The organism is Bacterioplanoides pacificum (assembly GCF_042648445.1).
In the GTDB taxonomy this organism is placed as follows: Bacteria; Pseudomonadota; Gammaproteobacteria; order Pseudomonadales; family Oceanobacteraceae; genus Bacterioplanoides; species Bacterioplanoides pacificum.
The window spans coordinates 123,882-144,336 of record NZ_JBHRYB010000005.1; the positions used below are offsets into that span (position 1 = coordinate 123,882).

Sequence of the window (20,455 nt, forward strand, 5' to 3'; positions counted from 1 at the left end):
TATTATACACCCATATCTAAATACTTATATGGTTATATTTCTATTGCTACGATAGTCAAAAGATATTTAGCCATTCTGTCTGAATACTAATCATTCTTATCTCTGGCGCTGCTTTACAGAGTTATCCGCCCGTTTAAGTTTCGTTTCAGCTTCACCCGTTAGTGTTGCCGCAAATATTACCGGGAGGGCATGTATGAATGCCGTTGTGAAGTTCAGCCGGCATTGGTATGGCTGGTTATTGTACATATTGTGGTTCTGTCCACTGGCCGCTGAGGCGGCGCCATCTTTTTCTCAGGCATTTGAGCAGGCCTGGCAACGTTTACCTACGCAGCAATATCAGCAGCCACAACAGCAGCTGCTTCGCCAGGCCGGAGCCGATTGGCTGGCGGCAGCGCCGTCACTGGCGCTGGATTATCAGCAAGGAGATCAGCGTGTTGCGGCAGCGGCGGAGTGGTTACTGAGCGTTGAGCTGCCGCTGGCCCGGCCGGGTCTGGCTGCTGCCCGCCAACAGCAACGCCAGCTAAACCAGCAATTATGGCATTTACGGCAACAGCATCAGCGCTGGCAACTGGCCGGCCAGTTGCAGCAATGGTGGTGGGACTGGTACGCCGCCGGGCTGGCGCAACAGCGTCAGCAACAACAGCGTGAGGCACTGCAACAGCAGCGCCAGTGGCTGGCGTTGCTGATTCGTCAGGGCGAACGTCCGGCGGCGGATCAGCTGGTACTTGATCAGCGCAATCAACAGCTGCTGAGCCAGCAGCAAAGCAATCAACAACGTCAGCAGGAGTTACGGCAACAATGGCAGCAGTGGACCGGCCTGTCGCAGTTGCCAGACGACTGGCGTTTTCTGCCGGTGGCGCCGCAGCCGTTACCACAACATCCGTTAATGCAGCGGCTGGCGGCAGAAAAGCAGCTGGCAGCCAGCGAGGTGCAGCAACAGCGTTATCAGCGCTTTAATCCCATCCTGACCCTGGGACTCAAACATCAGCAGGCGCTGGATGCGTTGCCGGCCAGCGATCAGATGTTGGCTGGTATTCGCCTGGAGTTTGGCTCCGGCAGTTATCAGCCGCGGCTGGCCGCTATTTCACAGCTGGCCAGTCAGCATCAGCAATGGCTCGACATGCGTCAGCAGCTGGAGCGCCAGCGTGCGTCACTGGCGCTGGCGTTGCCGGCGTTACAGCAACAACAACAGCAAACCCGGCAGCTGGCCAGTCGTGCAGCTGAGCAATATCAAAGCCAGTACCAGGCGTATCAGCGTGGCAACTTGTCCGGTTTTCAGTGGCTGCAGATTCAGCACAGCATCTGGCAGTTGCAGCAGCAGGCGGATGAAGCCGAGGTGCGTTATCAGCGCAGTATCAGTTTATGGAATCAGTTACAGGGGGAATTGGAATGAGATGGGTCAAGCATTTAAGGCGTGGTCAGCCAGCCCGGAATTGGGTTGTGCTGGGCAGTGCGGTGATGGCGCTGAGTAGCGTGGCGGCGCAGCCAGCGTTGCCTGCCACGCTGCAGCCTCAGGCCCAGCTGACGTTATCAGCCGGGCAGATCGATAACCTGGGCATACGTTTTATCACACTGGATGATCAGCACTCCGGGTCGTTGACGGCTGCGCGTTTAACCGCACTGGCAGCGGTGCCCGACAGTGAACAGCGCCACCTCAGCCTGCCGTTTGCCGGGCGGGTGGTGCAATGGCAGCAGACCTCCGGGGCTGCGCTGGCCGCTCATTCCAGGCTGGTGACGGTCGCCAGTCATGAGTTACCGGCCTTTGTCCGCCAGCAGCAGCGGCGCCAGCAAAACAGTCGTTTATGTCAGCAGCGGCTGCAGGATATGAAAGAACGCCAGCGCCAGGGGCTGACCTCCCGTTTTGAGCTGGCGCAACAGCAGCTCAGCTGTGATCAGTTACAGGACGCAATTGCCCTGGCACAACAACGCCTGGCGCAGGTTCCTGAGCGTGATGAACAAGCCGGGCATTATGTATTGCCGATGCCGGAAAGCGGCTGGTTACAGCGGATAGAGCGCCAGCCCGGGGAACATTTTGCCGCTGGTGAAACCCTGGCGCAGTTAGCACCGTCTGCTGCGTTGCAGTTGCGCCTGGCATTACCGCGGACATTGCTGGCGGGGTTGCAGCAACAAACTGCTCTGACTGCCACGGCTGCAGGACAGCTACCACTGACACTGCAGCTGAGTTCGGTGGGGCAGGTCGTGGATGCTGCCGATCGGCTGGAAGTCTGGTTGCGTCCCGGCGGCAGTGATACGGCGCGATTACGCCCGGGCCAGCGCTGGCAGGTGGCTGTTCCTCAGCCGCAGTCAGGCTGGCTGGTTCCGGCGTCGAGCAGGATTCGGCGTGATGGTCGTCACTGGGGGTTTATACGTACCGACAGCGGCGTAGCGGTGGTGGAGCTGAAACAGCTGCGCAGTGGTGAGCAGGGTCTGTTGCTGCTGGATGCTGATCTGGCCGGACAGCAACTGGTGCGCAGTGGCAGCGCCACCCTGAAAGCTTTGTGGCTGGAACAGGAGGGCGAATAATGCTCGGTGCTTTTTTACAGGGGGTATTGCGTCAGCGGGTCATTATTTTGGTGGCCAGTGTGGCATTACTGATGGCCGGGCTGAATGCATTACAGGGCTTGCGCATTGACGCCTACCCGGAAATTTCACCGGTGCAGGTTAAGGTCATTGTTAAAGCACCGGGTCTGGCGCCGCAGGAGCTGGAAGCGCGGGTTACCCGCAAAATTGAGGTGGAGCTGCTGGGTATTCCGCAGCAGGCGGCGCTGCGTTCAGTGGTGAAATACGGCATCACCGATATCACCGTGAATTTTACCGATAGCACCGATATTTATTGGGCGCGGCAGCAGGTATCGGAGCGGCTGGCGGCCGTATGGCCGCAGCTGCCGGACGGTGTCAGCGGTGGTATTGCTCCCATGAGTACGCCGCTGGGGGAATTATTGATGATGACACTGGACGGCCCGCAGTCACTGACGGAAAAACGCCGCATTCTCGATTGGCAGATCCGGCCGTTGTTACGCACTGTCCCCGGGGTGGCGGATATCAGTGCCCTGGGCGGCAAGGTGGCCGCTTATGAAGTGGCGCCCGATCCGCTGGCGCTGGCGCGGCTGGGCATGACGCTGGCGGATTTACATCAGTTTCTCAGTAATAACAACAGTAATGACGGCGCCGGGCGCATCAGCAGTGGTGAAGAATCCATCATTATTACCAGCAGCGGACGGTTGCTGGATCTGGAGGATTTACGCCAGCGGGTTGTGCACTGGCAGCAGGGCAAGCCGGTGCGGCTGGCGGATGTGGCCACGGTGCAGCTGTCGTCACTGACGCGTTACGGCGCTGTTACTGACAGTGGTCAGGGTGAAACGGTGGAGGCTCTGGTGGTGGCGTTGAAAAATGCGGATGCGGCCCGGGTCATTGCCGGTGTGAATCAGGCGCTGGAAGTGTTGCGTCCCGGATTACCGCAGGATTTACAGATACGGGTGTTTTATGACCGCAGCGATCTGATTGAGCGGGCGCTGACGACCGTGTCGGAAGCGTTATGGATTGCCGTGGTGCTGGTGATTGTGTTGCTGGGTCTGTTCATCGGCAATGTCCGTACGGCACTGGTGGTGGCAGTGAATCTGCCGCTGGCGGCACTGATGACCTTTATGATCATGGATTATTTTTCCATGAGCGCCAATCTGATGAGCCTGGGAGGGCTGGCGATTGCTATTGGTATGCTGGTGGACGGTGCGGTGGTGGTGGTGGAAAACACCGTCACCGGTCTGCAGCAGGGTGGGCGAAACTTACCACGACTGCACCTGATTTATCGTTCGGTGCGGGAAGTGCTGGTGCCGATTATTTCCGGTACTGCCATTATTCTGCTGGTGTTTTCACCGCTGGTAACGCTGCAGGGACTGGAAGGTAAATTATTTTCCCCGGTCGCACTGACCATTATGTTTGCCATGGCCAGCAGTCTGTTGTTGTCACTGACTCTGATTCCGGTATTAACCACCTTATTTATCGATGCCGATAAAGTACACACGCCGACCTGGATGCTGACTTTACAGCAAGGTTATCAGCGCAGTCTGGCGCGGGTTCTGGCACGCCCGGCGCCGTTATTAGTGGCGCTGGTGCTGGCCCTGGTGCTGGCCCTGGCTGCGTTTGTCGACAGTGGTAAAACCTTTATGCCGGAGATGGATGAAGGTGACTTAATTGTGCAGCTGGAGAAAACCCCGACCATTAATCTGGATGCCTCCATCGATATTGATTTACGGGTACAGCGTGCGTTGCTGGCGGCTTGCCCGGATATTGAACGTATTGTTGCGCGTACCGGTTCGGATGATCTGGGAATGGACCCGATGGGACTCAATGAAACCGATATGTTTTTGCAGCTGCGCCCGAGGGAGGAGTGGCAGGTTGCCGATAAAGACGCGTTAAAAACACAGATCCGCACCGTCATGAGTCAGTTTCCCGGGGTGAACTACGGCTTTACTCAACCGATTGCGATGCGGGTGTCAGAAATGATTTCCGGCTCCCGCGGTGATGTGGCAATTAAGGTGTTTGGTCCACAACTGCAACCGTTACAGCAGCTGGCGGATCAGATTGCGGCACTGGTTAGCGAGGTGCCCGGCGCCGCTGAAGTCCTGGTGCCCCGTGCCGGTGGTATGCACTATTTGCAGCTGGCACTCGATTACGAGCAGATCAATCGTTTTGGCCTCAGCGTGGCGGCGGTACAGCAGGTGTTACGCAGTTCTCTGGAAGGCATTCACGCCGGCCAGCTGATCTTTCCTGAGCGCCAGGTGCCATTGCTGATCCGTACACCGGTGCGTTATCAGGTTGAGCAGCTGTTGCATCAGTTACACATCAGCAGTCCGGCAGGAACGCTACCCTTGTCGGCCGTGGTCAGTGCTGAGGAGCAGCAGGGGCCGGTATTAATCCGGCGTGAACAGGGGCAACGTTTTGCGGTGGTTAATGTCAATGTCAGTGGCGTGGCGTTAGGGGATTTTGTGGCTGCGGCGCAACAGCGGGTAGCCGAACAACTGACCTTGCCGCCGGGGTATGTGCTCAGCTGGGGCGGCGAGTTTGAAAATCAGCAGCGTGCCAACACTCGCCTGGCACTGATGGTGCCGCTGGCCATCGCGCTGGTGTTACTGGTGTTGTTTTCCACCTTTGGCCGGTTAAATGAATCTTTACTGATCTTGTGCAATATCCCTTTCGCTCTGATTGGCGGCATGCTGGCATTGTGGCTCAGCGGCGAATATTTATCGGTACCGGCATCGGTTGGTTTTATTGCGCTGTTGGGGATTGCGGTCATGAACGGTGTGGTTCTGGTGGAGCACTTCCGACAGTTACACAGCCTGGGTTACAGCCATCTGGATGTGGTGTTGCAGGGGGCGGTACGGCGTTTACGGCCGGTACTGATGACGGCCTCCACCGGTGCCGTCGGGCTGTTGCCGTTGCTGTTTGCCAGCGGTCCGGGCAGCGAGATTCAGCGGCCGCTGGCGGTAGTAGTTATTGGTGGCCTGGTCAGTTCAACCCTGTTAACCCTGTATGTGTTACCTGTGTTGTATCGTCGTTTAATTCTGGAGCGTCAGCATGGACAATGAAGTGTTATTAACCCTGTCAATACGGCCAGCCCAGGCCGATGCGCTTACCGATTGGTTGTTACAGCAGGATTTGCCCGGCTTTACTTCCTGGCAGGGCTGGGGACATGGCAATCGCCATCATGGGTTGTCGCTGGCGGAACAGATTCAGGGGAAACAAAAACGGACATTAATTGGTCTGCATTTGCCCCAGTCTCAGGTGCATCAGTTATTGGCACTGCTGAAACAGACGTTTTGCCATTGCGATCTGCATTATTGGCTGCAGCCGCTATTGGCGTTTGGTCATCTCGGGAAAACAGACTGACGGACAAAGTGTCCGTTTTTTCCCTGTTTCCGTCTCCGGCCTGTGGTCATAATGGCGCGCTAATAAACAATAACAACAGGACATTCTTATGACGTTGCCGGGCATTATTACCCGCCTGGTCGCGGTGGCTGCGCTCACTGCGGCTATGGCTGGCTGCGACTCGTTATTTAATCATCTGGCGGAAAATAATCTTGATCCGAACAGCACAGAACTGACATTAACCGGTATCAGCGCGCCGCTGCAGATTCGCCGTGATGATTATGGGGTGCCGTATATTGAGGCCGACAATATCAGTGATCTGGCGTTTGGTATGGGTTATGCGATGGCCCAGGACCGGCTGGCGGAAATGACCGGTATGAATTTGCTGGCGCGCGGGCGTTTGAGTGAGATGGCCGGAGCCGTGGCGGTCGATATGGACAAATACATGCGTACTCTTGGGGTCACCGCCATTATTGAACAGCGTTATGCTGCACTCGATGATCAGCTGAAACAACATCTGCAACATTTTTCCGCCGGAGTAAACGCTTACATCGAACAGCACAGAGATAACTTGCCGCTGGAAATGGTGATCAGTGATTATCAACCGCAAGCCTGGCAGCCCAGTAATACCATAGGTATTTTTGTGTTGTTGAATTTAGGGGTCGGTTTTAACCTGCACGAAGAATTAGGATTTTTGCAGTTTGCGCAAAAATTTGGCTGGCAAAAAGCCGCTTATTTAGCCCCGGTGTACCCGGATGAAGCGATTGATTTTTCCGAAGCAGAAAAACTGGCAGCGCTGCAGCTGGACGAACAGGCACTGGAAAGCCTGGCCCAGCAGATCACCCGGCTGGGCCAGGTGGAGCAACAACTGAAGGCCATTAATGGTCAGGGTATTGCGGCTTCCAATAACTGGGCGGTGCATAAAAGCCGCACCGAAAATCAGGCCTCGCTGGTGGCTAATGATACTCACCTGTTGTTAACCCATCCGTCGACCTGGACCCTGATGGCCGTTAACAGCCCGGAATATTCCGGTGTGGGGATTACTCTGGCGGGAGTCCCGGCACTGGTGGCTGGTTACAATGGCGATATTGCCTGGGGGGAAACCATGGTGATGGCCGATACTCAGGACGTTTTTCTGGAGCAGCTGCGTGATAATAACGGCGTTACCGAATACCTGTATCAGGATCAGTGGTATCCGGTGAGCGAGCGGCGTGAAGTCATTAAGGTGAAAGACGATGAGGATGTGGAATTACTGGTGCAGTCGACACGTCATGGCCCGTTGCTGAATAGCGCCCTGCAAGGCGTTTCCAAACACGAAATGATTCCACCCGGTATGAGTTATGACTACGGTCTGGCATTGTCCTGGACGGCACAATACCCGGATAAAACCATTGAATCGTTTTTTCGTCTGGGCCAGGCCAGAAATATGGCACAGGTCGAACAGGCGCTGAACGGTGTTGGTTTTATTCATTTAAATGTGGTTTATGGCGATAAAGACAATATCGGCTGGCAAATTACCGGTAATTATCCATTACGTAAAAAAGGTCGTGGTCATTTTCCCAGCCCGGGCTGGAGCGGCGAATATGACTGGAACGGCTCCTGGGGAGGCGAACAGACTCCGCGTCAGGTTAACCCGTCTCAGGGTTGGTTAGGCACAGGGAATCACCGCACTGTGGCAGCGGGTTTCAGCCCCACCTTAACCAGCTCCTGGTATTACCCGGAGCGGGCGGAACGTATCGCACAATTATTAAATACCAGTAAAAAGCAGAATTTTTTATCCATGCAGGCAATGCAGGCTGACCGGCGTGATATTTTTATTGCCAAAGTGCAGCAACGCTGGGGTGACGAAAAGCGTTGGGCGGATATCGAAACGGCGATGCAACAGCTGGATGACGACGAGCAGCAACAAGCCCGTTTTATTCTGCAGCGGATGATGGAATTTAACGGTGAAATGCGTGAAACCTCCGCTAATGCTGCGATTTGGGGAGCGCTGGAATACAGCCTGACACGGGCAATTTTTCTCGATGAACTGGGGCCGGATGACGGTGAGTTATGGCGTGTTTTTATGTCGCTTAATGGCCGTGCGTATTCCGCTTATCAGGATCATGTCTCCGGACGAAATAACGCTCCCTTCTGGGATGATGTTAATACCCCGGAGCATCAGGAAAGCGAAGCTGAAATTATCGTACGGGCGGCGGCTGAAGCCTATCAGCATCTGCAGCAGCGCTTAGGTGATGATGCAGACGCCTGGCAGTGGGGACAGTTATTAACCTACCACTGGCAGACCAATACCACCAAAATGGGCAAACATATGTCGGGTGTTAAGGCGTATGCGGTGGAGAAACTGGCACACTACACCGATCGTGGTCCGTATCCAGCTGGCGGTAACCGTAATACGCTGAACGTGGCTGGTCATGATCTGGGCAGTGATTATAATGTCTGGAATATTCCGGCGATGCGTATGATCGTCGATTTCAGCCAGGATGAACCGCTGCATCTGGTGGTGGCAGGGGGGCAGTCGGGCAATCCGGCGTCACCGCATTATGATGATGGCATTGATTTGTGGCTGAGCCGTAAAAACCGCAATTTGCCGATTAATTCAGCCGAAAAAGTACAGCGGCATTATCATCAGGTCACCGATATCCGGCCATCGTCGCGCTGATATTCTGCGCTGTTCTTGCCATAATAAAACCGCAGCCGGTTAAACGTTGCGGTTTTTATATCGTTGCTGGTTGCCTTGTATCTCCACTGGCAGGCAGGAAAGAATGAAAACAGTATTGATCACCGGCGCGGGAAAACGACTGGGCAGACAACTGGCCGAATATTGGCTGGCACAGGGCTGGCGGGTGGTGGCGCATTACAACAGCGTTAATGAACTGGCACCTCAGCCCGGACTGATTACCCTGCAGGCGGATTTGTCCGAACTTAATGATGTCCGCCGTTTATGTGATGAGCTGGCTTCTTATGGCCCTTATGACGGAGTGATTCATAACGCTTCGTGTTTTGTTGCCGATGCGCAGGCACAGCAGCAGGGGGTGTCGCTGGCGCGTCAGGCCGAGCAGCATTTTGCCGTTCATGTTTATGCACCGATGATGATCACCGAAGCGCTGACCGGGTTATGGTGTGAGCAGGCCTGGATGACGGTGATAACGGATATCTACAGTGATCTGCCGAATGAACGTTTTGCCGTTTATTGCGCCTCCAAAGCAGCGTTACAGAACTGGGCACTGAGTATGGCGCAACGCTTATCGCCGCAGGTACGCACCAATGTTGTACAGCCCGGGCCGATTCAGTTTTTACCCGAACACTCACAGGCCTACCGCGAGATGGTGTTGTCGCAGTCATTGATTAAACAGGAACTGGGTTACCAGGCGATAACAGAAGCCTGCGCCTATCTGGCGGGCAGTCAGTCGGTGTGTGGTTCTGTGTTGCGGGTTGATGGCGGGCGTTTGGTCGCTAATCGTTACGATCAGACCTTCAGTGATTAGATTAACCGTGGGGCTGGGCCAGCTGGCGTAACCAGCGTTGTTGTATGCTGCGGTTGTAGCTGTCTTCCAGTGTGGCCTGCAGGCAGCTGTTGGCGTCGCCGGCTTTGTGCAGAATATCAATATCAATGGTGCGGTCTTTAAATTTACGCGCCGGTGTTTTTGGCTCCCGGCCGAGCTGGATCTCCAGCTGCTGCAGGCGGAACTTCAGTTGTGGGGCTACCAGAGTCGTGCGTAATACCAGCAGCTGGTTAACAAAAGGCCGGTCAAAGTCGTCCCCAACGGGAGCGGTTTCCACGGCCTCCGACAGCAGCACAACCTCACCCAGTTCGGTCAGCTGGTCAATGGCGGCACTCAGGTGTTGGGCGGGCTGAATATTGCTGCCCAGCCCCAGCAAATAAAAAGTCATATCAGCGTTATCTGTGGAACAAGGGGGTTTTTTGTACCAAAGTCCGTGGCGTTAAACAAATGAATAAAATAAAAAATCCGTCGGCATAAAGTCTGATTCTGACTCTGATTGAGCCGCCTTATGTTGCAAAAATGCGGGTTTTTTCTTTTGTTAAGGCATGGCGCTTTCAGGGAGGACTTTGCCATGCCTGTCTATCTGTTTATTGCCGTTTTTATGCTGGTGTCGCTCTGGCCTCTGGCCAGTCTTTCTGCTCAATTGATTCCACCACCACTGATGCTGGCGCAGCACTACGTCGATGGTATTGATGTGAAAAAATATTACGTCAGTGAAAAACTCGACGGTGTCCGTGCTTACTGGAATGGCCAGTCGTTGTTCAGTCGCAGTGGTCGTAAAATACCGGCACCGGTGTGGTTTGTGTCGGCCTTGCCGGATAAACCTCTGGATGGCGAATTGTGGCTTGGCCGTGGCCGGTTTGATGATATCAGCGCGCTGGTCCGCAGCCGGAAAGATAATGACGATGTCTGGCGCCGGGTGAAATTTATGGTGTATGACCTGCCCGATAGTAATGCGCCGTTTCACGAACGTTACTGGTTATTAAAAACACTGGTGGCGCAATACCATACGCCCTGGGTGAAAGCTTTGGATCAGAAAAAAGTTGCATCGGATCAGGCGCTAAATGATTGGCTGCAGCGGATTACCAGTATCGGCGGCGAAGGACTGATGTTACGGCATGAGAATGCACGCTATCAGGCTAAGCGCAGCAATGATTTATTAAAGCTGAAACCTCAGTATGATGCCGAAGCCGTGGTGGTGGATTATGTACCTGGCCAGGGAAAATATCAGGGTATGGTAGGGGCATTGCTGGTACGCGGAAAAAATGGCCGCCATTTTCGTCTCGGTTCTGGCCTGAGTGATCAGCAGCGTCGCAATCCCCCGCCACTGGGTGCGGAAGTGACTTATTCCTACAGCGGTACTACGCGCACCGGTTTGCCGCGCTTCGCCCGGTTTGTGCGGCTGCGTGAAGTCGAGTAACAGGCTGCATCGCTGGCAGGCGATGATACAATGGCGTTATGAAACACATTATCTCCCGCCCGCTGCCGGCACACTGGCAGCTGAACAGCCTTCATCCCCGGTTACAGAGAATTTATGCTGCCCGGGGCGTGACCCGCGAACAACAACTGGAATTACAGCTGAAACATCTGCTGCCCTGGCAAACTCTGAAAGGTATCGATGCGGCGGTCGAGTTGTTGCTGCCTGTAGTACGTGACCAGCAAAAACTGCTGGTGGTGGGTGACTTTGATGTCGATGGTGCGACCAGCACCGCGCTGGCTATCCGGGCGCTGAAACTGATGGGCGCGACTCAGCTGGACTATCTGGTTCCCAACCGGTTTGATTTTGGCTATGGCTTGTCACCGGAGCTGGTGGCTGTGGCGGCCCGGCGTCAGCCGGATCTGATCATGACGGTCGATAATGGCATTGCTTCCGTTGCCGGAGTGGCAGCGGCGCACCAGGCAGGGATTAAAGTACTGGTAACAGATCATCACCTGGCGGGTGATGAACTGCCCGCCGCCGATGCCATTGTTAATCCGAATCAGCCCGGCTGTGAGTTTGCTTCTAAAGCGGCCTGTGGTTGCAGTGTGGTGTTTTATGTCATGTTGGCGTTGCGCAGCCGGTTGTTACAGCTGGATCTGTTGCCGGCAGCGGGAGCCAATATGGCGCAGCTGCTGGACTTAGTTGCGCTTGCGACGGTTGCGGATGTGGTGCCGCTGGATTACAACAACCGTATTTTGGTGGAACAGGGTCTGCGCCGTATCCGCGCCGGCCAGGTACAGCCGGGTATCGATGCATTATTGCGGGTGGCGGGTAAAGCGCCGGAGCGGGTGGTGTCGTCGGATTTTGGCTTTGCCCTGGGACCGCGACTCAATGCGGCCGGGCGGCTGGATGATATGTCGCTGGGCATTGAATGCCTGCTGAGCGATGATTCCCGCCTGGCTTTGTCGATGGCGCATGAACTGGATGAGCTGAATCGCAGCCGGCGCGAAATCGAGCAGGGCATGCAACAGCAGGCGATGACCTATGTACAGCAGTTCCAGGCGGCTGATAACCTGCCGACCGGGTTGTGTCTGTATCAGGCTGACTGGCATCAGGGCGTGATTGGTATTCTGGCGTCGCGGATTAAAGATAAAGTCCACCGGCCGGTGATTGCGTTTGCCGCCGATGAGCAAAACGCCGGTGAACTGAAAGGTTCAGCCCGCTCAATCAGCGGATTACATATGCGTGATGCTCTGGATGAAGTGGACAAACGTTCCCCAGGTCTGATTAAAAAATTTGGCGGCCACGCAATGGCAGCGGGGCTGACACTGAATGCCGGTTGTTATCAGCAATTTGCTGAGGTGTTTGATCAGGTGTGTCGGCGTCAGCTTAACGATGAACAGTTGCAGCAGGTGATCGAAACCGATGGTGAGCTGGAACCGGCTGAATTTACCCTGGCACTGGCCCGTGAACTGAAATGGGCCGGTCCCTGGGGGCAGGCTTTTCCCGAGCCGGTATTTTCAGGCCGCTTCCGGCTGGTGCAGCAACGGATCGTTGGTGAGCGTCATCTGAAGCTGGTATTACAGCCCGTGTCCAGTGAGCTGTTGCTGGATGGTATTTATTTTAATATCGATCCGGCATGCTGGCCGAATCACCAGACCGAACTGGTCAGTGCGGCATTTCAGCTGGAGGTGAACGAGTTTCGCGGCCAGCAAAACGTACAATTACTGATCCGCCATCTGGCAGCGGACATAAACTAACCAATAAGGAAAGGTTAATACTATGCGCTATGGAGCAGCGGTTTTATGCATCTGTGTCAGTGTTTTGAGTCAGGCAGAAATTTATCAGTGGAAGGACGAGCATGGGCGTCTGCAGTTTTCCGACAGTCCGCCAGCGGCGTCCGACAGTGCGCAGCAAGTGCAGCAACGTAAGCTGGAGCCACTGGAAAAGATTGGCACGGTTAAACCCAGAGCCACCCACAGTACAAACTGGCGGGCGCAGGAGCAATCGGCTTATCAGCGTAAGAAACGAAATCGTCTGAAGCAGGAACGTAACGAGCGGGCCGAAGAACGAAAACGGCAGCGCTGTAAACAGGCACGCTCCCGTTACCGCAGCTTTCAGGCCCGGCGCTATGGCGCAACGGATATGAATTCTATTCGCCAGAAGCGGGCCACCCGCGACCGGTTAAAGCGGCGGATGAAAGATGCCTGTTACTGATTAACGCTGCAGGCGGGCGTCCTCAGTCGTCAAGGTAATCGGATAAGTCGCCTAACACTTCACGTTTAAAGCGCTCGCTGACCGGGTGTTCGCCAATCCAGATTTTCAGCATGGCATCGTTCAGGTCTTTACCGGCCACGGTGCCTTTTTCTACCCCGTCAATCACAATATGACTGAGCTGATTTTCCGGGTCCCACTGGATATAGCCGATGGTGCCCTGTACAAATTTATGATCGAACAACGACACCAGTTGATCGACCCTGGGTTTGATCGCTTTCATTTGTTGTTGCGGAATATTAATCGATAACCCTTCATTAATGGCGTTGGTGAAACGACGCGCACTGACGCGGCTCGACACCACATGAAACACCATACGCCGGGCTTGATCCGCGGCAATGAGCTGGTTGCCGGTTAAGGTTTTATCTTCAACGTAGAGCAGGCCGATATACGTATCGACGATGGCATAAGCGCGGCGCATGGACGCACCTTTGAGGTACATTTCCGGCGCATCGGCGGTGGCCGGGATAATTTCTTCGATGGTGATATCGTCGATCACCAGCGCCTGGGTCGGATAAACGATCAATACCAGCAGAAACGTTATCAAAGTTTTCATAGGTGTCCCGCAGTGACGTTTGTTGTTATTAATGAGCGCACTGTAGAGTGAAAGCCGGGCAGCAGGCAATGGTTGACGCCGTCGTGGACGGTATAAACCGGGTGTAAATCAATAAAGTGGCCTGTATTGTCTTACGACTGAGTCACAATACGGAACTTTTTCTGGCGTTGTTACTCTCAGCGCTTCTGTTTATGGCACGGGTAAAACGGGAATTCTTTGAGCGCAACACCGGCAAATAAACGTAAAACTCAATAAAAACATTCGTTGTTATTCGGTCAGCGGTGGATTTATAGCAGGCTGGCTTTTATAGTTTTGTTTTCGTTTTAATTAACAAGGACGCCCCCATGCTTACCATGCTGGCCAAGCTGCTGAAAGCGTTAAATTCAGAGTCGGCCCCCGGACAAGTTGCACTGGCATTTTCGCTGGCGCTGATTGTTGGCCTGACACCACTATTCAGCCTGCATAATCTGCTGGTGTTATTACTGGCATTTATCGTGCGGATTAACTTATCTGCTTTTTTTGTTGCAGTGGCATTTTTTTCCGGGCTGGCTTTTTTTATCGATCCATTGTCACTCAGCCTGGGAGAAAGCCTGCTACACAATTCAGCGTTAGAAGCGACCTGGACTTCTTTGTATCAGAGTGATTTCTGGCGCCTGACCGCGTTCAATAACACTCTGGTTCTGGGCGGAATCGTGATTGCGCTGGTGGCGTTTATTCCACTGTTTATTATCACTCGTCTGCTGATTGTGATGTACCGCGAAAAGCTGCTCAGCTGGTTCGAAAAGCTGAAAATTGTCCAGGTGCTGAAAGCCAGTAAGTTTTACAACCTTTACCGTTCACTGGCCGATTAAGGAGATACCGCGATGAAACAATGGATTCGCTGGTCGGGATTAGCCGGCTTTGTAGTGGTAACCGGATTATTGGTTGCATTTTTTATGCTGGCCGCGGCACCACTGATTAAAAGCAGTATTGAACATTTTGGCAGCCAGGCGGCCGGTGCGCAGGTTTCGGTTGATGACGTGGCTCTGAATTTTTCGCCGTTAGGTGTCACGCTGACCGGGTTACAGGTGGCGGACAGTGAACAGCCGATGGAAAACCTGTTGCAGTTTGAGCAGGCTGTTGCGGAACTGGAACTGGCCCCGCTGTTATTAGGGAAAGGTATTGTGCGTGATCTGCGTGTGACGGATCTGCGTTTTAATACCGCCCGCCAGGTTTCCGGTGCTTTGCCGCAGACGGAAGAGCCAGAGCAGGAAGCGGCGGTCATTGAGGAAAATGCGGCGCAGGAAGAATCGCCGCTGGCATTAACCGAGTTGCCATCCGCAGAAGAGATTCTGGCGCGTGAGCCGCTGCGCACTGAAAGTGCCGGTAATCAGTTGCAGCAACATTTCAGACAGCATCAGCAGGAGGTGGATGAGACGCTGGCACAGGTGCCGGATGATCAGGCGCTGGCGGCGTATCAGCAACAACTGCAAACGCTGTTGTCCGGGGATATCAAGTCACTGCAGGATTTTAATCAGCGTAAGCAGAAACTTGAGCAGCTGAAAAAGCAGTTTAAACAGGATAAAGCCGCGGTCGCGGCGGCAAAGCAGGCAATCCGCCAGGCGCGCACAGATATCGCTGCCAGCCTGACGGAACTGAAAAATGCACCGTCGGCCGATTTGCAGCACATTAAGTCTAAATACCGTTTTGATGCGGGTGGTGCCGCTAATATCAGTGGTTTGTTGTTTGGTGAGCAGGCCGCTGAGTGGGCGGAAAAAGCCTTGTACTGGTATGGCAAACTCAAACCTTATCTGGCCAGTGATGAGGCTTCCGGGGAAACCGAAGAGCGACAGCCACAGCGCGCAGGCGGACGGTTTGTGCATTTCCCTTCGGATAATCCATGGCCGGAATTCCTGATTCGCCGGGCACAGCTGAGTGCCCCGGCGCTGGGTGGTTTTATGCAGATTGAAGCCACTGATATTACCCACCAACCGGCGCTGTTAGGGCGGCCGGCACGGGTTGTGATTCAGGGACAACAACTGACCGCTATCGACGATCTGAATCTGGAAGCGGTGCTGGATCATCGCCGCCAGCCGGGTAAAGACACACTGACGATGGCCATTAAAGACTGGCAGTTACAGCCGGTTGATCTGGGCATCGCCGGCACTCAGCTGAGCTCTGCCCGGGTTCAGCTGCAAGGGCTGGCGGTAGTGGCGGCAGGACAATTACAGGCGCAAGCAGACGCTCAGGTGGTTGATGCTCAGTTTGAAGGGCAGGGTAAAACACAGTTTGCTAAAGAGATGACCCGTGCACTGGCCGGCATTAATCGTTTTGATGTGCAGGCCAGCGCAAACGGCAAGCTGACCTCACCAACAGTAAAACTGGGCTCGGATCTGGATAAACAGTTAAATACGGCGTTTCAGCAACGTTTAAAGGAAAAACAAACCGAGCTGGAAAATAAACTGCAGGCGCAGCTGAATGAGAAAGTTCAGTCCTATCTGGGCGATTACAGTGATGAATTAACCCAGCTGAATCAACTGGATGGGTCACTGGATGATAAATCACAGCAGCTGCAACAGATGGCCAGTCGTAAACTCGATAACTATGAAGATAAACAAAAACAACGGGCTAAACAAAAGCAGCAGCAGCTGAAAGATAAAGCCAAAGACAAACTGAAAAATCTGTTCTGAGAAAGGCTGTAACATGTGCGTTCACGATGATGAGAAGAGTCAATGAAAACCCGTTTATTAAATGCTGAAGAGTTTGCCGCTACCCGGCTGGAGCCGAAACGTGTCGATGGCGGTGAACCGCCGCTGGACTTCTGGCCCTATGTGGAGGCGATTCCGGCTGAAGATTTTGCTCACGCCGATTGCCGTGCCGGGCAGGTGTCCCATGTCTATCGTATGGGCGATCAGTACGAACATGTACTGATCAACAGCCAGCTGCGGGGACTGGCCATGGTGATTGTGATCGACCTGCAGCAACAGCGGGTGTATGGACATCACCTGCTGGATGTCAGCCCGCTGATGGCACAGGCCGATCAGAAAGATTAACCGGTCGGTTGCTCAGGCGCGGTGCAGGCGGGCCATAATCGCAGCCGTCACCCGTCCGGGCAGCCACTCGCTTAACAGGTAAGTGAGCTTAAACGGCAGGCTGACTGCCCGGTGTGTTTTCGGGCGCCGGATTTGTTTCAGTACTTCGGCTACCACGTCCTCAGCGCCGATATTCACGCCCAGTTTTTCCAGTACCGGTGCGCTGGACTGTTGTGACTGCACCATATGGGTATTCACAAACGGTGGCATCACATCACAGACTTCCACACCGTATTCCTGCCATTCAATCCGTAATGCTTCGGTGAGGCCGCGTACGGCAAATTTGGAGGCGGAGTAGGAAGCGAACATCGGCACGCCATACACCGCAGAGGCCGAACTCATATTAATCACCTGGCCGCGGCTGTTGCGCAAATAAGGCAACGCCGCCTGGCAACAATTAACCGTGCCCATCACATTGATGTCGATAATCTGCTGATGGCGCTCACTGCTGATATTTTCGAAACGTTCAATCTGCAGAATGCCGGCGGAGTTAAATAACAGGTCGAGGCGTTCCTGATGTTGTTGCGCTACCTGTTGCAGGGCCTGCTGGCATTGTTGCGCATCGCGTACATCCAGCGACAGACAATGTACCCGTTGCTGATCCCAGCGTTCGGTCTGTTGTTGCAGTGCCGGCAGATTGATATCGGCCAGCGCCAGAGTCCAGCCCTGTTGGTATAGGGCTGCGGCAGTGGCCTGACCGATGCCGGAAGCCGCTCCGGTGATAAAAGCAATGCGCGACATGGAGATTCCTTCTGTTGTTATTGTTATTGCGGTTGCGTTCGCTGGCTGACGCCCGCTGGTTGTTTCAGTCTTAACAACTCAGCGGGTGTCTGCTTGCTGGGCTGTTAGTGGCTCTGATCCTCATTACCCTGGGTGTCGGATGCCTGGTTATCGGATGTCAGAGTGTCCAGCTGGAAGCGCGCCTGCTGGCTGCGATCAACCGTCTGCAGTAACGCTGTGTCCGGCAGTTCTCCACCCTGAGTGAAGATCAGCCAGGGTTGTTGTTGCTGCATAATGGCGTGCTGATACAGCTGCTGAATATCATTCAGAGTCAGTTTTTCCACTTCTGCTGCAATCGCTTCCAGAGTGTCAAAGCTGAAGCGCTGGTTGCCGAGGTCACGCCAGTAACGGCTGGCTTTTTCTGCCATATTTTTCGGTTTTTCCAGCAGCAGGTTAATCAGCCCCTGCTTGAAGTTGTCAAACTCTGCGGCTGGCATAGCAGCCAGCTGGCTGTCGAACTGGCGGAAAAAAATGTCCGACTGAGCACGGATCTGCTGAGGTGTTGCCTGTGGCGACTGCACAATAAAGGCGATGCCCGGCACGGTTTTTTGTGGGTAAGGGGTGGCAAACACGATGTAACCAAGCTGCTGTTCGGTACGCATATACTGGTAATACGGCGCCGACAGAATTTGTCCTAACAAGCTATAGGCTGCGCGTGTCTGATCGTCATTTTCATCACCCTGAATATACAGGGTGAATGCCGAATCCTGATGGTCCAGCTGCAGTGCCTGCTGATGCACACCGGCGGGGGCCTGTAATACCTGGCTGGGCGCCAGACGCGGGTGGTTGGCCGGGAATACATCCTGTACCAGCTGTGCCAGGGTGTTGGCCTGCTGACGGGATAATTTGCCATGCAGGTACAGTTCGTGGGCGACCTGATTGCGGAACTGTTGTGCAAAGGTCAGCACGTCTTCACGGCTGACGTCCTGCAGTTCTGCCAATAAATCGGGTGCCGAAAACGACGGTTCAAACAGCCAGTGCTTCAGCTCTTCCATGGTGCGTTGGTAAGGCTTGCCCTTGAGCTGATTTTCCAGGCCTCGCTGCAACGAGTTTTTATAACGCTTAAAAGCATCTTCGCTGAGTTCAATCTGCTGCATTTCCTGCAACACCCGTTGCAGCAATGCCGGCATTTTGTCCTGGTAACCACCAATATGCAGCAACACACCTTCGCCGGTAACGCTGAGGTTATAACTCAGGCCCGCAACGTGTGCCGGATAGCTGTAGGTATTGAGTGCTTCGTTGACGGTACGGGTGTATAACCGCGCCAGTACCCGGGCACGTGCACTTTGCTGGATTTCAGGTTGCTGTAACAGCACCCGTACGTGAGCTTTAGGTTGCTCAAAATCCTGTTCGGCGTAATACCACAGCGAACGCTGAGGATCGTTGATCAGAGCTTCCGGCTGACTGCTGGCCTGTTTGACGCTGGCTTCCAGATTGTCCGGGATAAACGGATTGGCACGTGGCAGGTGCAGTGCTTCCAGGCCCTCCTCCGGTAAACTGAGGTTCGGGAACTGGCTCGGGCGCAGGCGGATCGGGGTACCATACCAGGGGTCAAGAATTTCACTGGCCACATTCGGAGCAATCAGAGTGCGCAACATATTGTTGACGTTCAGTGCGTCCAGGAAGGGTTTCAGTGTTGGCTGGCTGATTGGCAGCCATTTGTAATCACCATAAATCACATCGTGCGACGGATAGATTAATAAGTTGCTGCTCAGTCGTACCACGTAGTCGGATAACCGGCTTTGTTCCTGGAAGCGGAAAGACAACTCGCTCATGGTGGCTTGTTCGGTAATCAGATAATCGGGCAGCGGCGCTTGTTTGATCAGTTTGATGTAATGCATCAGCGCCTGGGTTATCTGATCGGTATGTAATAAGCCGTTACGGGTCAGACTGACCTGTACCACGATGGTGGTTTCGTTATCGGTGGCCAGTGATCGTCCGGCACTCAGGCCTTCTGCCCAGCCTTTTTGCTTCAGGTAGGCCAATAAACTGCCTTCACCTTCGTGACCAATCAGACTGGTAATGACCTGGATCGGCTTGTATTGATACAGGTGTTTGGAGGCGGGTACCGGGAAGGTAAATTGCAGCCGGCGGATTTCTTTAACCGGTTCTACATTCAGGTCCAGTGGTAACTGGCCGGGTTTGAACAGTGGTTGCTGGTTGCTGCTCTGGTCGCCGCTGTTGTCTTGTTGCGGCACGGCACTGAAGTGTTCTTTGGCCCATTGTTCCAGCTGCTCCAGCGGATAGTTACCGGCCAGCACCAGGGTCATACGATCGGAAGAATAATGTTGCTGATAAAACGTCAGCAGTTCATCCCGGATATGGCTGCCGTCACGGTCAGCAAGGGTGTCCAGATTCCCGGTCGAAAACGATGCGTACGGGTGCTGAGGGTTCATCGCCTGCTTTTCGGCGGAGAAAATACGGCGGAAATCATCTTTGTATTTTGATTTATATTCGGCGTGTACCGCGTTTTTTTCCCGTTCGACGTATTGTTCATCAAAGGTTGGTGAAATAAAGAAGGGGGCAAAACGATCCAGTGCGCCAGCCAGCGCGGTGTTATTCACCTCAAAAAAATAGGTCGTCTGGCTGTGAGCCGTAAAGGCGTTATGGACACCGCCATTACGGGAGATATAGGCCTGATATTCACCGGCTTCGGGGTAAGGCTCAGTGCCGAGAAACAACATATGCTCGAGGAAGTGAGCCAGGCCTTCGCGGTCTTGCGGGTCGTCGCCGCTGCCCACCGAAACTGAAACCGCTGCCGCGGCCTTATCTGAATCCGGAGTCGACAACAGCAGTGCTTTCATGCCGTTGTCGAGTTCCAGATAACGATACGAAAACGGATCCGACGGACTGACAATAAGTTCGGGCTGATTCAGATGTTTAACCATAGAGTATGCAATCGCGGCGAGTACGATGAATAAAAAAGTCCAGTAACGAGGTGACAGCATGTCAGTTCCTGTTTTCTGTGAGTCGTTGTTCTGAG

At 54.2% G+C, this 20,455-nt stretch carries 16 protein-coding genes; 12 read left to right on the forward strand and 4 right to left on the reverse strand.

The window, feature by feature from the left end:
* Positions 1 to 193: 193 nt before the first annotated feature.
* From ACFOMG_RS05205 to ACFOMG_RS05230, 6 genes are all read left to right on the forward strand, one after another.
* Entirely contained in the window at positions 194 to 1,393 is a 1,200-nt protein-coding gene (locus tag ACFOMG_RS05205) for a hypothetical protein (protein ID WP_376865217.1), read from the forward strand.
* Between the two features lie 47 nt (positions 1,394 to 1,440).
* Positions 1,441 to 2,523 carry an HlyD family efflux transporter periplasmic adaptor subunit gene (locus tag ACFOMG_RS05210; RefSeq protein ID WP_376865218.1) on the forward strand — a complete coding sequence of 361 codons (1,083 nt, stop codon included), beginning with the start codon at positions 1,441 to 1,443 and terminating at the stop codon, positions 2,521 to 2,523.
* Entirely contained in the window at positions 2,523 to 5,585 is a 3,063-nt protein-coding gene (locus ACFOMG_RS05215) for an efflux RND transporter permease subunit (protein WP_376865219.1), read from the forward strand. The genes ACFOMG_RS05210 and ACFOMG_RS05215 overlap by 1 nt, the downstream gene beginning before the upstream one ends.
* The gene (locus tag ACFOMG_RS05220; protein WP_376865220.1) at positions 5,575 to 5,886 is read left to right on the forward strand and encodes a DUF3240 family protein; all 312 of its coding nucleotides are present in this window, start codon (positions 5,575 to 5,577) and stop codon (positions 5,884 to 5,886) included. The genes ACFOMG_RS05215 and ACFOMG_RS05220 overlap by 11 nt, the downstream gene beginning before the upstream one ends.
* A gap of 88 nt (positions 5,887 to 5,974) precedes the next feature.
* Positions 5,975 to 8,527, forward strand: a complete 2,553-nt coding sequence (locus tag ACFOMG_RS05225; protein ID WP_376865221.1) for a penicillin acylase family protein — start codon at positions 5,975 to 5,977, stop codon at positions 8,525 to 8,527.
* A 103-nt stretch (positions 8,528 to 8,630) separates the two neighbouring features.
* A complete protein-coding gene (locus tag ACFOMG_RS05230; protein ID WP_376865222.1) occupies positions 8,631 to 9,353 on the forward strand; it encodes an SDR family oxidoreductase in 723 nt (240 codons plus the stop codon).
* A 1-nt stretch (position 9,354) separates the two neighbouring features.
* Here the strand turns inward: ACFOMG_RS05230 and folK are convergent, their stop codons facing one another.
* Entirely contained in the window at positions 9,355 to 9,759 is a 405-nt protein-coding gene (gene folK / locus ACFOMG_RS05235; RefSeq protein WP_376865223.1) for a 2-amino-4-hydroxy-6-hydroxymethyldihydropteridine diphosphokinase, read from the reverse strand.
* 183 nt (positions 9,760 to 9,942) lie between these two features.
* Here folK and ACFOMG_RS05240 point away from each other — a divergent pair, with 183 nt between their 5' ends.
* The 3 genes from ACFOMG_RS05240 to ACFOMG_RS05250 are packed head-to-tail and all read left to right on the forward strand — an operon-like array spanning position 9,943 to position 13,008.
* The gene (locus ACFOMG_RS05240) at positions 9,943 to 10,791 is read left to right on the forward strand and encodes a DNA ligase (RefSeq protein ID WP_376865225.1); all 849 of its coding nucleotides are present in this window, start codon (positions 9,943 to 9,945) and stop codon (positions 10,789 to 10,791) included.
* Positions 10,792 to 10,829: 38 nt separating this feature from the next.
* The gene (gene recJ, locus ACFOMG_RS05245; protein ID WP_376865226.1) at positions 10,830 to 12,551 is read left to right on the forward strand and encodes a single-stranded-DNA-specific exonuclease RecJ; all 1,722 of its coding nucleotides are present in this window, start codon (positions 10,830 to 10,832) and stop codon (positions 12,549 to 12,551) included.
* 22 nt (positions 12,552 to 12,573) lie between these two features.
* The gene (locus ACFOMG_RS05250) at positions 12,574 to 13,008 is read left to right on the forward strand and encodes a DUF4124 domain-containing protein (RefSeq protein ID WP_376865227.1); all 435 of its coding nucleotides are present in this window, start codon (positions 12,574 to 12,576) and stop codon (positions 13,006 to 13,008) included.
* A 22-nt stretch (positions 13,009 to 13,030) separates the two neighbouring features.
* On the opposite strand, the gene ACFOMG_RS05255 is transcribed toward ACFOMG_RS05250, so the two are convergent.
* Positions 13,031 to 13,621, reverse strand: a complete 591-nt coding sequence (locus ACFOMG_RS05255; protein WP_376865228.1) for a chalcone isomerase family protein — start codon at positions 13,619 to 13,621, stop codon at positions 13,031 to 13,033.
* A 344-nt stretch (positions 13,622 to 13,965) separates the two neighbouring features.
* On the opposite strand from ACFOMG_RS05255, the gene ACFOMG_RS05260 reads away from it, so the two are divergent.
* From ACFOMG_RS05260 to ACFOMG_RS05270, 3 genes are read left to right on the forward strand one after another with little or no spacing between them, the layout of a single operon-like run.
* Entirely contained in the window at positions 13,966 to 14,472 is a 507-nt protein-coding gene (locus tag ACFOMG_RS05260) for a TIGR03546 family protein (RefSeq protein WP_376865229.1), read from the forward strand.
* Between the two features lie 12 nt (positions 14,473 to 14,484).
* On the forward strand, positions 14,485 to 16,290 hold the full coding sequence (locus ACFOMG_RS05265; protein WP_376865230.1) for a TIGR03545 family protein: 1,806 nt from the start codon (positions 14,485 to 14,487) through the stop codon (positions 16,288 to 16,290).
* 42 nt (positions 16,291 to 16,332) lie between these two features.
* Positions 16,333 to 16,653: a hypothetical protein gene (locus ACFOMG_RS05270; protein ID WP_376865231.1), complete on the forward strand. Its 321-nt coding sequence runs from the start codon at positions 16,333 to 16,335 to the stop codon at positions 16,651 to 16,653.
* Positions 16,654 to 16,665: 12 nt separating this feature from the next.
* Here ACFOMG_RS05270 and ACFOMG_RS05275 read toward each other — a convergent pair whose 3' ends face one another.
* Entirely contained in the window at positions 16,666 to 17,433 is a 768-nt protein-coding gene (locus ACFOMG_RS05275) for an SDR family oxidoreductase (RefSeq protein ID WP_376865232.1), read from the reverse strand.
* A 104-nt stretch (positions 17,434 to 17,537) separates the two neighbouring features.
* Positions 17,538 to 20,420, reverse strand: coding sequence for an insulinase family protein (locus ACFOMG_RS05280; protein WP_376865233.1), 2,883 nt, complete (start codon positions 20,418 to 20,420; stop codon positions 17,538 to 17,540).
* Between the last annotated feature and the right edge of the window lie 35 nt (positions 20,421 to 20,455).